The sequence below is a fragment of the Flavobacteriales bacterium genome, from assembly GCA_016700415.1.
In the GTDB taxonomy this organism is placed as follows: domain Bacteria; phylum Bacteroidota; class Bacteroidia; order Flavobacteriales_F; family PHOS-HE28; genus PHOS-HE28.
In genome coordinates, this window is the sequence record CP065018.1 from 2,994,073 (window position 1) to 3,009,488 (window position 15,416).

5 protein-coding genes are annotated in these 15,416 nt (G+C 60.6%); 3 read left to right on the forward strand and 2 right to left on the reverse strand.

What is annotated here, in order from left to right; all coding sequences use genetic code 11:
- Nucleotides 1-50 precede the first annotated feature (50 nt).
- The 3 genes from IPP95_12455 to IPP95_12465 are packed head-to-tail and all read left to right on the forward strand — an operon-like array spanning nt 51 to nt 11,316.
- On the forward strand, nt 51-8,198 hold the full coding sequence (locus IPP95_12455; protein ID QQS71982.1) for a gliding motility-associated C-terminal domain-containing protein: 8,148 nt from the start codon (nt 51-53) through the stop codon (nt 8,196-8,198).
- Nucleotides 8,195-9,121, forward strand: coding sequence for a type IX secretion system membrane protein PorP/SprF (locus IPP95_12460; GenBank protein QQS71983.1), 927 nt, complete (start codon nt 8,195-8,197; stop codon nt 9,119-9,121). The genes IPP95_12455 and IPP95_12460 overlap by 4 nt, the downstream gene beginning before the upstream one ends.
- Nucleotides 9,121-11,316, forward strand: a complete 2,196-nt coding sequence (locus IPP95_12465; GenBank protein QQS71984.1) for a carboxypeptidase regulatory-like domain-containing protein — start codon at nt 9,121-9,123, stop codon at nt 11,314-11,316. Before IPP95_12460 ends, IPP95_12465 begins: the two co-directional genes overlap by 1 nt.
- Here the strand turns inward: IPP95_12465 and IPP95_12470 are convergent.
- Together IPP95_12470 and IPP95_12475 are read right to left on the reverse strand one after the other, a co-directional pair.
- Entirely contained in the window at nt 11,303-11,935 is a 633-nt protein-coding gene (locus IPP95_12470; protein QQS71985.1) for a polysaccharide deacetylase family protein, read from the reverse strand. The two genes, IPP95_12465 and IPP95_12470, sit on opposite strands and share 14 nt — an antisense overlap.
- On the reverse strand, nt 11,935-15,309 hold the full coding sequence (locus IPP95_12475; protein ID QQS71986.1) for a DUF2723 domain-containing protein: 3,375 nt from the start codon (nt 15,307-15,309) through the stop codon (nt 11,935-11,937). The genes IPP95_12470 and IPP95_12475 overlap by 1 nt, the downstream gene beginning before the upstream one ends.
- Nucleotides 15,310-15,416: the final 107 nt, after the last annotated feature.

Here is a 15,416-nt window from a genome sequence, read left to right on the forward strand (position 1 = left end):
TGCACAGCCCGGCATGCGCCGAGGTTCGGACCTTGAACGGAATTTCCACCGTGGAAACCCTTGGGTCGGCGGACCCCGGGACCAATGGCACCGCTACCCTGTGCAGTAACGGCGCTGCGGTCCAGTTGATCGACAGCTTGAACGGGACACCCGATGCGGGTGGTACTTGGAGCGGCCCGGCGGCCCATCCCGGGACCTTCGATCCTGCAACGGATGCGCCCGGGGCCTTCACCTACACCGTCGGACTTTCAAGTGCGACCGTTACCGTTACGGTCCATGGCCTTCCTTCAGCCGGAACGGCGGGCACGCTCATTTCTTGCATCAACGGGCCTGCGGTGGACCTGTTTACGCGTCTTGGTGATTCGCCGGACGTCGGCGGCGCGTGGACCTTGGCGGGAAACCCGGTGAGCAACATGTTCACGCCGGGCACATCCGCTGCCGGCACTTACACGTACACGGTGACGGGCACACCTCCCTGCCCGAACGCCTCTGCCAACGTGGTGGTCACGGTGATCCCGCTTGCCAATGCCGGTACTCCCGGCAGCTTGAACACCTGTAGCAATGGCCCTGCGGTCGATCTCATCACCCGACTTGGCGGGTCGCCTGATGCCGGCGGTGCTTGGACCTTGTCGGGAAACCCGGTGAGCAACATGTTCACTCCGGGCACCTCTGTCCCGGGCACGTATGTGTATACGGTGAACGGCACGCCACCTTGCCCGAACGCCTCCGCGAACGTGGTGGTGACGGTAGTGACGGCCCCGAACGCAGGCACCAGCCGCAGCATCACGGTGTGCAGTGATGATATCCCGTTCAGCATGCGTTTCCAACTCGGTGGTACGCCCGATGCGGGAGGTACATGGTCGCCCGGTGGAAGTGACACCTTCACGCCCGGCACCTCGGCACCCGGGCCGTACGTCTATACGGTGACAGGTACCGCACCGTGTTCCGATGCCAGTGCTACGCTCACGATCACGGTGCGCACTGCGCCCAATGCAGGTTCGAACCGAATGGTGACCGTGTGTAGCGACGGAGCGGTCTTCAACTTGGTCGATTCCTTAGGAGGATCACCCGATGTGGGCGGCACATGGACCGGTCCCGGTGGTGCCCACTCCGGCCAGTTCCAGCCAAGCACCGATCTGGGCGGGGCCTACGCATACCACGTTGCCGGGCAAGCGCCATGTGACCCTGCGATCGCCACCGTTAACGTTACCGTGCGCACTGCGCCCAATGCCGGCACCAGTGTGAGCGTGGTGAAATGCTCCAATGACGCCTCTTTTTTGCTCCGTACACAGCTTGGGGGAACACCAGCTACCACGGGAACTTGGAAAGGCCCGGACAACCTGCCATTCCCGTCCGGTACTTTTATTCCGGGCACTACCCCGCCAGGCACGTACACCTATACGGTCACAGGCCTGTCACCATGCTTACCGGCCACGTCCACGGTGAACCTGTCGGTGATACAGGCGCCGAATGCGGGTCTCGACAGCACGTTCAGCGTATGCAGCACCGAAGGCACATTCGCGTTGTTCCCCCGGTTGAAGGGCAACCCCGACGTGGGCGGCACTTGGACGGGTCCGGGGGGAAGCCCGGTGCCTTCCGGCACGTTCAATCCCGCTACGAGCCTGTCCGGTGATTACACCTACCGCGTTACGGGAACCTCGCCATGTGTGGACGCCACGGCGAAGGTCACCGTTACGGTGGTCCCTGCTGCGAATGCTGGAAGCAACGGCTCCGTGACCTTGTGCAGCACCAGCCCAAATGAGGATCTGTTCACCCACTTGGGCGGAACGCCGAACACGGGCGGATCGTGGACGAAGCCCACACCACCGGGCGGGCTATTGGCCGGTGGCATCTACCAGCCCTCGAACGCGGCACATCCGGCCGGAACGTACACCTATACCGTTTCCGGGACCACACCTTGCCCCAATGTGAGCGCTACCGTCCAAGTAGTGGAGAATCAGGCACCCAACGCGGGTGTGGATGCGACCACCCCGCAATGCAGCACCAATCCGCCTTTCAACATGGCCACGATCCTGGGCGGTCCGCCCGATCCGGGGGGAACATGGAGGAACGCGGCCAATGCGACCGTGCCCGCGACGTTCACACCGGGTGTCACGCCTTCAGGGGTATACCGCTATGTGGTGACCGGACTGGCCCCATGCCCGAATGATACCAGCAAGGTGACAGTGAACGTGGCCACGGCACCTAAAGCCGGGACCAATGGTGCCACGGTGGTGTGCAGCGATGATGACCCCGTGGACCTGTTCGCCCTGCTCGGCGGCAGCCCGGACGCAGGAGGCACGTGGAAAGACCCGAACAACCAGAACAACAACGGCTCCTATGTTCCCGGTCCCGGTGCGGTGCAGGGCGGTTATACGTATACCGTGGCGGGCCTCAGCCCGTGTGCCAATGCCTCCGCCGTGGTGACCGTGACCCAGCACCGCAGGCCTGTCGCCGGCACGAGCGCCCCTTTGCCGCTGTGCAGCACCGATGATCCGGTCAACCTCTTCAACAGCTTGGGCGGCACACCGGACGCTGGTGGTACGTGGACCGGTCCGGGCGGTGCGACCAGCAACGGCGTGTTCCTCCCGTCCGCTGCCGGAACCTTCGTGTACAAATACAAGGTGACAGGCACGGCACCCTGCGATCCCGATAGTGCGACGGTCACGGTGACCGTGACCCAGGCTCCCAATGCCGGGACCAGCGGCACCTTGACCATCTGTTCCGGCCAGAACACCGTGGACCTTTTCGATGGACTTGGCGGAACGCCGGACATGAACGGCACATGGAGCGAAATAATTGTGACGGGCCGGCTCAGCAGCCACTTCTTCAACCCCGGGGTACCCACACAACTCCCTCCGGGGAATTATGATTTCAGATACATCGTTCCAGCAAGCGGGCTTTGCGTAGCGGATACCGCAACGGTGCGCGTGACCATTGTTCCCTTGCTGGATGCCGGTAACAATGGCACGAAGAACGTGTGCAACACCGAGACCCAGGTGAACCTATTCACCGGTCTGGGGGGATCGCCCCAACCCGGTGGTGTCTGGGTGGATCTGGACGCGACCGGCCAACTTACCGGGCAGCACTTCAATGCCCAGGGCTCCGGTGCCGGCACCTACCAGTTCCGGTATAGGCTTACCGGTGCATTGGGATGTAATTCGGACTCGGCCACGGTCACGGTGAACGTGATCGCCGGCCCGAATGCTGGCCACGAAGGGTTTGTGACCTTCTGTTCGGACGGCCCCCCGGTGAGCTTGTTTTCCTACATCAGTCCTGCCGATGCAAACGGAACATGGCGCAAGCCCGCACCTGGCAACCAGGTCTTCTCTGGTGTCTACGATCCGCCCACTTTCTCCCCCGGTGACTATACCTATACCGTTAGCGGAACGGGGCCTTGCAGTGCGGCCGTGGCCGTGGTGCATGTAAGCGAGACACCCGCAGCTAACCCCGGGAATGCGGCGGTGGTCACCAAATGCGCGAACGATCCGTCCTTCGATATGACCAATGCCTTGGGCGGGACCCCGGCCACGAACGGGACCTGGCTCGACCCGATAGGTATGAGCCATACCAATATTTTCGTGCCTGGACTGGATCCCGCAGGTGTTTATCTGTATACCGTGGCGGGCACCTTCCCTTGTGGGAATAAAACAGTGTCGCTCACGGTGAATGTGAATCCCGTGCCCATGGCCGGTGGTGATGCCGCCATCACAGTGTGTGAAAACGCTTCGGGCTTTCCGCTCTTCAATCTGCTTACCGGAGCGGACCTCGGTGGTGCTTGGTATGATCCGGACATGGACGTATTCCCCACCGGTTTCTATGTGCCCGGAGGGAGCGGGCCGGGCGTATATACCTATCGGGTCACGGGTATTTCTCCTTGTGGCGTGGCGGAAGGGACGGTCACTGTTTTCGATACCGATCCACCAGAAGCCGGGCGTGATACCAGTGTGACCTTCTGCCAGACCGGGGCCGCCGTCTCGTTGGTGAACCTTTTGGGTGGACCACATGACCTCACCGGCACATGGACAGGGCCGTCACCGTCCCAAGCTTATTTCAGTGGGACCTTCCAGCCCGGCGCTAACACGCCCGGCACCTATACCTACCATGTGAGCGGTGTGCCGCCTTGTGGCGATGACAGTAGCACCGTGACCGTGGCCGTGGTGCCGCCGTTCAATGCCGGCATCAGCCGCAGCATCAGCGTCTGCTCCAATGCCGCCACCTTCGCCATGGTGGACAGCTTGGGAGGAAGTGGAACTGCCGCCTTGAACGGTTCTTGGTACCGCCTGCCTTCGGGGCCGGTGAGCAACGGCATATTCGATCCCGCGCTACCTGGTGGGCCACCCGGCAGCTATCCGCCGGGTACCTATAATTTCCGGTACACGGTGCAGGGCATGGGCAATTCACCCTGCGGACCCGCCCAAGCCGTGCTTACCGTTATCGTGACCGCTGCTCCCAATGCCGGCGGGAATGGAAACTTGTTCCTGTGCTCCACGAGCGGGAACACTCTGATGACCCCTTCATTGACCGGTAGTCCGCAAACCGGAGGTACCTGGAGTTATAACGGCCATAGCCATGGAAGCAGTTTCAACCCGCTTTCGGATACGGCCGGAGTTTACACGTACACGGTCACAGGCGGTGGCGGCACGGGCTGTGCCAATGCTGCGGCGAACGTCACCGTGGTGGTGAACCAGGCCCCGAACGCGGGAAGCAACGGCGTCCGCATCATCTGTTCCCCACCGCCGAACGCGATCGTGCTTCGCGAAGTACTGAACGGAAACCCGGACCCCGGGGGGACATGGACATTGAACGGTGTCACTGTAAGCGAGATCTACCATTCCGAGGACCATGGACCAGGCCAGTATACGTTCATGTACACTGTCACCGGCCAGTTCCCGTGCTCTGCAGCCACCGCTCTTGCCACGATCATCCAGAACCGGAAACCCGAAGTCGGCGTTGACCGCATTCTATCGGTCTGCAGCGACGACCCTAGTGTGGACCTCTTCAACCAATTGGGTCCTACCGCCGACTCCACCGGGAATTGGATCGATGCGGCAGGAGCCCTCACCTCTTCCGTTTTCGTGCCACATGACCATCCGGCTGGCACATACGTGTATCGCTATATTGTTGAAGGGGACGCTCCCTGCGTGAACGACACCGCAACGGTGTCCATTACCGTGAACAGGAAGCCCCAGGCCGGGATCAGCACAGCTCCGCAGATCTGCACCAATTCCCCCATTATGGCTTTGCTGAGCTTATTGGGCGGTACGCCTGACGTCATCAACGGAAGCTGGACCTATCAACCCCCCGTTGGTCCTGCGGTGCCGCATGGTCCCTTCTTTGACCCCGCGACGGATCCCGCAGGTCCGTATATCTACACCGTGACCGGATCGGCACCGTGTACCAATTCCACGGCCACCGTGCAGATCACACTGATCGATCCGCCGGATGCAGGTCTGTTCGGCACCATGAGCGTGTGTGTGAGCGAATGCGCCGTGGTGCTCATAAACGGTCTGCATGGCGCACCGCAGGCCGGAGGAACATGGACCGATATCAACGCCTCCGGGCACTTGAGCAATGGCATATTCAATGCGTGCGCCGTAGCACCGGGCGTGTACCGGTTCCGCTACACCGTGGCGGGCAACGGGCCATGTGCGCAGGATACCGCCTCGGTGGCCGTCACGGTGACCCCGCAATTGAATGCCGGCGATGACGCCAGCACCGTGCTCTGCCTCAGCGAGAATGTGGCGCTTACACCTTACTTGGGAGGAACACCCCAACCCGGTGGCGTTTGGACCGGTATTGAAAGCCAGGCGGGGCTGATCAACGGAGTGCTTAACTGCTCGATCACCGGCGTGGGCGTACATCACTACAGTTACGTGCTCACCGGGTCTTCCAATTGTTCCCCGGACTCCGCCCTTCTCACAGTGACCATCATGACCGGGCCCCAAGCGGGCAGCGACGGGAACACAACGACCTGCTCCAGCGTCCCCTCGATCGACCTCTTCCTATCGATCGGTGTTCCGCACGACTTGAACGGCACTTGGTACTATCCCGCACCGGGCGGTGAATTGACGGGTTCTACGATCCATCCGGGGAGCGACCCTTCCGGGGCCTATCTCTACATCGTGCCGCCCATCGGGGATTGTCCCGCCGACACCGCCAAGGTGAACGTGACGATCACCAATGCCGCGAACGCAGGCACGGACGGAGCACTCAGCTTTTGTTCCAACGGGGCATCCGGGAACCTGAACGAAGGTCTTGGAGGATCGCCGGACCCTGGCGGCTCATGGACTTTCGGTGTGCCACCAGTGCCCCATGGGCCTGTTTACAATCCCGCCATCGACGTACAGGGAAACTATACCTATACCGTTGTAGGCCAGACCCCTTGTCCGAACGCCACGGCCGCCGTCTTTGTCACCGAGACCGCTGCGCCGTTCGCCGGTGACGACAACAGCTATACATTCTGTTCGATCGAAGGTCCCTTCAGCATGATCACCAAGTTGGCGGGCAATCCGCAGAGCGGGGGTACGTGGCGGAGGGACGGGTCGCCCCCCACGACCCATGGATCTCTGTACAACCCGGCAACGGACAGCAGCGGCGTGTTCCTCTACATCCGAGTTGGCACCGGTGCATGTGCCAACGACACGGCGCGGCTCACGGTCACGGAAGTTCGGGCGCCCCAGCCTGGCCACAATGCTATCCTGAACGTTTGCCCCACCGATGCCGAGGTGAACCTCTTTGCTGCACTGGGTCCGGATGCGGACAGCACCGGTATATGGACGGACAGCAACAACGTGGTGCTGGAGGACAGTCTTTTCGATGCTACCCAGAGCACCATCGGCACGTATGTGTTCACCTACACGGTGGCCGGCACTTCGCCTTGCAATGATTCCATTGCCACGGTGACGGTGAACGTAGGCGCAGGTCTCAATGCGGGCATCGGGGGCAACGACACCATCTGTGGCGCGCAAACGGCCTACGACCTTTTCGGATCATTGGGCGGGGATCCGGATACCGGGGGAATATGGAGCGAACAGACCGGCGTGGGTGCCATCACGGGGCACCAATTGAACGCGACCTTGCTGGTACCGGGTTCGTCCTATCCGCTGGTCTACACCCTGAACGACATCGCATGCGGCCAGGTGCAGAGCGTGGTCCAGATGTTCATCGCACCCTATCCGGACCCCGGTGCCGACACCATGGTGATCGTTTGCGCGACATCCGCCACGTTCACCTTGTATCCCTTGTTGGGCCATGCTGATCCCGGCGGCACATGGACGGCACCGGACGGAACACCCGCGGACAACAACTTCGACCCCGCCACGGATCCCGCCGGTGTGTACAGGTATCACCTGTCCGGCAGCGCCTATTGCGCGGATACAGTGGCCCGCCTCACTATCGTGGTGAATTCCCCGTCCAACGCAGGGGATGATGGTACCGCCCAGGTGTGCAACGACGAGCAGGTGGTTCTGTTCCCGTTGTTGAGCGGTGGGGCCCAGACCGGCGGGGCGTGGACCGATCTCGACGGCAGCAATGCATTGACGGGCGGCACGGTGAACGCGGCCGGTTTGAACGCAGGCCAGTACCGATTCCGATACACCGTGGATGTGCAGGGTTGCCCATCGGACAGCAGCGAAGTGGCCCTGCTGATAGTGGACGGCGTCACCGTGAGCGGTGTACAACGCATCTGCAATGAAGTGGACCGCACCTATTTGGTGAGCTTCACCCTCACAGGCGGAACACCCTCCAGCTATGGTGTGACCGGCGGGCCGGGTACACTCTCGGTCACGGCACCATACGTCTTTACCAGCGCACCGATATTCACCAGCCAGCCGTTCGCCTTCCAAGCGGACGATGCAAACCACTGCACACCCCGCACGATCGAAGGCACCACGCCGTGCGAGTTCCAGGACGAGGTGTTCGTCCCTGAGTCCTTCACTCCGAACGATGACGGGATCAACGACAACTTCACCATCCCTGGGATCGAGGGCTATCCCGGCAACAACATCGTCATCTTCAACCGCTGGGGCGGCGAGGTGTACAAGGCGGCGGGCTATGACAACGTCCGTACCGTGTGGGACGGCAGCTCGCCAAAAGCACTGGTGCCTGGTGATGCCTCCTCCGGCACTTACTACTATGTCCTCGATCTGGGCGACGGCTCCGATCCGCTGAAGGGCTTCGTCTACCTGAACCGATGAGGGGCGCACGGCAGATATTCCTCGCGGTGATCGCATTGATCATGCTAGGCTTGGCACCAACGGCCAAGGCACAGCAGGATCCGATGTACAGCCAGTACATGTTCAATACGTTGGCCTTCAACCCGGCCTACGCAGGCAGTGCGGAAGTCTTCAGCGCCATGGCCCTCAGTCGGCATCAATGGGTCGGCTTCACAGGTGCGCCCTCCACGCAGACCCTGGCCGTGAATTCCCCGTTGCCGGGCAACAACCTGGCCTTGGGCGGCAACCTGATCCATGATGTGGCGGGGCCTGCCAAGCAGAACAGTGTTTTCCTCGATGTGGCCTACCGCATCCGGACCGGTGCTGACACGCGCCTTTCATTCGGGCTCAGCGGAGGCATCAACTTCTTCCAGGCCGACCTGGCCTCGTTGAGCACCGTGGAGGCGGACCCGCACAATGGGAACATCGGCGGGAAAGTGCTGCCCAACTTCGGCTTCGGCCTCTATTGGCATGCACCGCGCTACTATGTGGGGATCAGTGCGCCGAAGTTGCTTGAGAACAAGATCGGCGACGACGGCACCGTGGTGACCAGCCAGGAGTTCAGGCACTATTTCCTCATGGCAGGTTATGTGATCGACATCAACATGGACTTCAAGTTCAAGCCATCGATCATGCTCCGGGCAGTGGAAGGCGCACCGCTCTCTTTGGACGTGAACGCGAATTTCCTGCTGCGCGACCGCGTGTGGTTCGGGGCCATGTACCGCTACGGGAACGGCTTCGGGGTGATGGCCCAGTACCAGGTGAACGAGCAGTTGCGCCTAGGCTATGCGTTCGACATGACCACCACCAAACTGGGCGCATACAATGCAGGCACCCATGAGATCATGATCGGCTACGACTTCAAATTCACCAAGGGACGGACCATTTCGCCGCGGTATTTCTGATGAAACAGACCCTGTGCCGCATCCTTTTTCTGCTTGCGCTACTGGCGCCTGCGGTGCCGGTGCTTGCCCAGAGCGCGGAGGCACACACGCGCATCGCGGACCGCTTCTACCAGCGGATGGCGTACGCCCAGGCGAAGGAGGAGTATAAGTTGGCGGCGGACCTGGGTGCGGTGAACGAACATGTGGTCAAACGCCTTGCGGACTGCTCGATGAAGCTCGGCGATACCGAGGACGGGGAGATCTGGTACGCCCAAGTGGTCAAGTACCTCAACCGCGAACCACTGGACCTGTACATGTATGCGCAAGCCCTGAAGGGGAACGGGAAATATGCCGCGGCCGAAGAATGGATGGACCGCTATCTGGACATGGCGCAGCCCGATGGGCAACCAAAAAAGAGCAACATCTTGGATTTCGCCAAGAAATTCACCGCCAACATGGACCGCTTCACGGTGACCCGCGCCACGGCCAATTCCTCTTTGGACGACATGGGCGTCACCTGGGACGGCAATGAACGCGTGATCTTCGCCTCCAACCGGGACACCACCGTGGGCATGCAATGGCGATCCGCATGGAATGATGAACCCTTTCTTGACCTTTATGTGGCCGAAAGGCAACCCGGCGGAGACCTTATCGCGCCACGACCCTTGACCGGAAACGTGAAGACCAAAATGCATGAAGGACCCGCCGTGGTAGGTCCGGACGGCTCGCTGTGGTATACCCGGACCAATGCCTCGCGCAGCAAGAACGGCATCCATCGCCTCAGTATTCTACATGCCCAACGCGATGTGGCGGGATTTACCGGTGAAGACCCCTTCCTCTACAACAATCCGGAATGCTCCGTGGGACACCCGGCCATTTCAGCGGACGGCAAATTGTTCTTCTTTGTCAGCGATATGCCAGGTGGATATGGTGGCACGGACATCTATATGTGCCAGGATATGGGCGGGCAATGGGGCGAGCCGCGGAACTTGGGTCCGGGAGTGAACACCACACGCAATGAGCTATTTCCCTTTATGGCGGATGACGGCACGCTGTACTTCTCAAGCACCGGTCTTCCGGGGTTGGGAGGTTTGGATGTTTTCGCCGCGAAGCGCGGCCCCAACGGTGACTTTTCCTTCTCCGTGAACGTGGGCGCACCGGTGAACGGGCCCAAGGATGACTTTGCTTTCGTGATCGACAAGGCCAACGCCACAGGATACTTCAGTAGTGACAGGCCCGGTGGTGCCGGTGGTGACGACATCTACACATTCCGGATGCATTACCCCCTCGAACAGCGATTCCTCTGCACGGGCACGGTGATCGATGATGAGAGCGCAAAACCAGTGGCCGATGCGGAAGTGGCGCTACTGAACGATGAAGGAACGGTGCTGGAGAACGCGAAAAGCGATGCTGAAGGCCGCTATTCCTTCCCGGTCAAGGAGAACATGGAGTACGCGGTGCGTGCCCGATCGGCCGGTCATTACGACGGGCTGGTCCACTTGAGCACGGAGAACATCGGTCAACGCCAGATCGTGGCGCGTGACGTGCATCTCCTCCCCGATGCGGGCATCTGGCTGAGGGGCGCGGTGAAGTACAAGGACAAGCTCGGTTTCGTGGAAGGGGTGAAGGTGAGCGTTGTGAACCTGAGCAGCTTCTTCAGCGAGGTACGCACTACGGAAGCGGGCGGCGACTTCTTGTTCAGGATGCAGCCGAACGAGGAATTCGAGATCATGTTGGAGAAATCCGCCTATTTCACCATGAGCGTGCTGGTGAACACGGCCGGGATGAAGCAGGGTATCATTGAACTCGGCCAAGTGCAGGAGCTGGCTTTGGAACGGATGGAGGTCGGGAAGCCGCTTCCGCTGAAGTACATCACGTGGTCCGGTGATGAGACCGGTTTATCGCCCACGGCCAAAGCACAGTTGGACCAGCTCGCCGACCGGATGCAGGTGAACCCAACGCTCAATATCGAGGTCGGCGTGCATGCCAATACCAACCGTGCTGCGGGACCGGCTTTGAAATTGACCCAGGACCGGGCCAAGATGATCGACACCTACCTGCGTACCAAGGGGATCCTGAAGGATCGTCTCACGGTGAAGGGCTACGGCATCAACAAGCCAACAAATCCTTGCGGTCCCGGAGTGGAATGCACGGGTCTACAGCATGCCGAGAACGAGCGGGTGGAATACATGGTCACCGGCGTCACCGGTTCGTGACCGCTTTGTCGTCCATTCCCAAGCAGATGTAGCCTTTCTTATTCAGGCCCACCAAGATGCGGGGCAGCGCTTCCATCAAGCACGCAGCGCTCTTCAGGTTGTCGTGCAGCACCACAATGCTGCCGGGTCTCACTCGGGCAAGTACGCGCCGCGCACAGGCCTCACCGCTCTTGTCCTTCCTGAAGTCCCCGCCCAGAACGTCCCACATCACCACTTGGTAGCGTTTGCCCAACGAGCGCGCCCTGCCAATGCCGATCCGACCATATGGCGGACGGAACAAGAAGCCGCCGACCTGTTCCGCACCGCGGAGCACATTGCGGTAATATGTCCGCACTGGCGTCCGCCAGCCATCCGGATGGTCCCAGGTGTGGTGCCCTACCGCGTGGCCTTCACTTCGCAGGCGATGGAAGAGCCCGGGATGGAGTTGCACATTCCGGCCTAAGCAGAAGAAGGTCGCTTTAGCACCATGCTTCGCAAGCGTGTCCAGCACCCAAGTCGTCACCTCGGGCTCCGGTCCGTCATCGAAGGTGAGGAATACCTCCTTCGCCGTGGCCGGCATCCGCCAACGTATGCGGCGGTCCAGCATGGCCAGCATGCGCAGGACCAGACCGCGCGGCATTAGAACCGTGCGTTGGTGGTACGCATGCCGTGCGTGGCGATGTCCTCCAGTTTCATCTGGTACAGGGTGTCCACTTCCGCCGAGCGGGCGTTGAGGCTGTCGGACAGTGACTTTTGCCCGTTCATCTGCGCCGTACGGGCCAAGCGTTCCATCACCAGTTGGGCCATGCCCATGTCATCGGTCACCTTGTTGGCGAACTCAGGGGAAAGGCTCAGGTACCAGTTCATGTTCTCGTCCATGATGGTGAAGAGACGCAGGTTGAGGCGGTTCGCAGAGGTGGTGTCACCTGCTTGGTAATAAGCCTCGATGATCGGGAGCATGATGCGGTCGTATGGCACGTTCTTTTCCGGCATCTTCGCTTGAGCGAGGTCCAGCACCTGCTTGGCCTCCTCTTTCCGCCCTTCGCTGGCCAACTCGGTGGCGAGGGTGGCGATCTGTAGGCGCAGGTTGGTGGTCATCCGCAGCACGTTCTCGTCCAGGTACACGCCCGGCTCATGATCCATGCCGCCCCATTTGAACTTGTTCATCACGTTGTCCAGCATGATGTCCGTGGCAACGCTGCCGTACGTGTTCGGGTTCGCGGATTTTTCGGATACAGGCACCAACCGGTAGGTGAGTCCTTCCAAGCGGAAGTAGTTCTGCAGGTTCAGGTAGCTGTCCGGCCCTGTGGTGACGGCGAAATAGATGGGCCGCTTCCAATCGTTGTTGGCCAAGAGGTCCATCATCAGGAAATGGTTCTTCAGCACGTACTGCTTCTTGATGCTCCAGCGCACATCGCCGGTGAAGTTGGCAGTGTCCTTGGCGGTGAGCATGCCTTGGGGGCCGAAGACGAAGGCGCTGTCCGCAGGGATGCGGAAATTCTGTGTTGGGATGTAAGCGTCCTTCACGCCCTGCTGGAAGATCTGCTGCAGGTTGCGGTCGTCCGTGGCGAAATCCATCGCACGTTTGAGGTCCAAGTAGCCCTTCACCTTCTCGTTCGGGATCAAGGCCACCACGTCCCGCGTGCCCTGCCGGTACTTGTCGGGGTCCATGTTGAACGGCACCGGCTCGCTGTCATACGCTTTGCGGCGCATCTGGTCGATGTACCAGTCGGTGTTCAAGAGGCTCAGGTTCACTACGCGCACATCCGTGCGGATGTTTTCCACCTCCTGGGCGTACCAGAGCGGGAAGGTGTCGTTGTCGCCGTTGGTGAAGAGGATCGCGTTGGGGGCGCAGCTGTTGAGGTAATCGGCAGCGAGGTCGCGGGCCGGATAGCGGTGGCTGCGGTCGTGGTCGTCCCATTCCGCGCGCACCATCACCACGGGCACCACCAAGCCGATGAGCGTGGCCACCACGGCACTGGCCCGATCGTTCCGAAGGGTCCGCATCAAGTACATGATGCCCATCGCCACGCCGCTCACGATGCCGATATAGAAAAAGCAGTAGGAGATCGAATGGTCCGCACCGGCCACGAGCTCGGTGAGGTACTTCAGGACACCGATGCCCAATGTGCCGCCAACGCCATACAGCAGCTCTTTTTGTGTGATCGACCGCGCCGCATCGAACAGTGCATATACGCCCAGGCCGATCCAGAAGGCGAAAGCATAGAACGAACCCACGTAGGCATAGTCACGTTCGCGGGGCTGGAACGGGTACTGATTGAGATAGACCACGATGGCCATGCCGGTGAAGAGGAAAAGCAGCATCACCACGCTCCAGTTGCGCAGGTCGCGAGTGAGCTGGTACACCAGCCCGATCAAGCCCAGGAGGAACGGCAGCAGATAGAGCTTGTTCATGGCCTTGTTCCCCGTCATGCTCGGCGGCAAATGGTCCTGGTTGCCCAAGCGCTGCGCGTCGATGGCCTTGATGCCCGTGTACCAGTTGCCTTCGGTGATGGCCCCGCTCCCTTGGATGTCGTTCTGCCGACCGGCGAAATTCCATAGGAAATAGCGCCAGTACATCCAGTTCACCTGGTAGTTGACGAAGAAGCGCATGTTCTCCATCTGCGTGGGTTTCTGGATCACGGAGGGCTTGCCTTCGCGATCGGTGGTGCGAACAGGGTAGCCCTTGAAATCGCTCCAATCCTTGTATGCTTGGATGTGGTTGGCCTGCGAACTGTACATCCGCGGGAACATCATGGTGGTGGCGGGATCGTATTCCGGCTCGGAGCCTTTCCGGGCATCGGTTATCACGTATTCATTGTCGATGGTGGTGCCGGGGTTTTGCGACACATAGTGGTCCGCCATCCAGCCGTCATAGAAGACCTTTTCCGTGCGTGAGCCCTTCATCACCTTGTAGGTGGCGGTGTATACGGGTGTGCCGTCACCTCGCACATTGCTCATCGTACTTCCCCAGAACTGGCCCATCAGCAAGGGGCGGTCGCCGTATTGTTCGCGGTTGAGGTAGCTCAGCAGGTTGAAGACGTTCTCCGGGTTGTTCTCGTCGATCGGCGGGTTGGCGTTGCTTCGCACCACGATCATCGCGAAGGTGCTGTACCCCAGCAGTATCACGCTCACCCCGAGGATCACCGTGTTCAGCAGGGCCTTGCCCCGGCGCTGTGTCCACATGAGGCCCCAAACGATCAGGCCGATGATGATGGCCGCATAAATGAAATTACCGCTGTTGAAGGGCAGCCCGAAGTCGTTCACGAAGAGCAGCTCGAACTTACCGGCCAGCTTTATGATGCCCGGGATGATCACCGCTTGGATCGCGCCGAGGATCACGGCGGAGATGATGAAGGTGTAGATCACCCCTTTGCGGGTCACATTGTATTTCTTGAAGTAGTAGACAAAGGCGATGGCAGGGATGCAGAGCAGGTTCAGCAGGTGGACGCCGATGCTGAGGCCCATGAGGTAGGCGATCAGGATCAACCAGCGGGTGTTGTGCGGCTTGTCGGCCTCGCTCTCCCACTTCAAAATGGCCCAGAACACGATGGCGGTGAAGAAGGAGGACATGCCGTAGACCTCGCCTTCCACGGCGCTGAACCAGAAGGAATCGCTCCAAGCATAGGCCAATGCGCCCACGATACCGCTGCCGAGGACGGCGATGATCTTGCCGGAGGTGAGCTCCTCGTCCCCCTTACGGGTGGCCATGCGCAGGGCCATGTGCGTGATGCTCCAGAAAAGGAAAAGAATGGTGAAGGCACTGGCCAAGGCGCTCAAGCTGTTCACCGCCACAGGCACATGCTCTGTGGAAACGAAGGCACCGGCCACGCGGGCCAGCAGCATGAACAGGGGTGCTCCGGGCGGGTGGCCCACCTCCAGCTTAAAGGCCGTGGCGATGAATTCGCCACAGTCCCAGAAGCTCGCCGTGGGCTCGATGGTGGAGAGGTAGGTGAAGGTGGCCACCAGGAAGATTATCCATCCGGTGATGACGTTCAGCTTCTTGAAGTTCATAGGGGTGGCGGGCTTCTGTAAGCGGCGAATGTACCGAAAGTCGCAAGCTGGGTAACTTTTACTGCGGCCGTATTGTGGAACTTTCTAAATTTGCCGCGCTTTCAAGG

Coding starts and splice junctions, on each gene's coding strand:
- IPP95_12460 (QQS71983.1), top strand. CDS start 8,195: ATGAGGGGCGCACGGCAGATATTCCTCGCGGTGATCGCATTGATCATG.
- IPP95_12465 (QQS71984.1), top strand. CDS start 9,121: ATGAAACAGACCCTGTGCCGCATCCTTTTTCTGCTTGCGCTACTGGCG.
- IPP95_12470 (QQS71985.1), bottom strand. CDS start 11,935: ATGCCGCGCGGTCTGGTCCTGCGCATGCTGGCCATGCTGGACCGCCGC.
- IPP95_12475 (QQS71986.1), bottom strand. CDS start 15,309: ATGAACTTCAAGAAGCTGAACGTCATCACCGGATGGATAATCTTCCTG.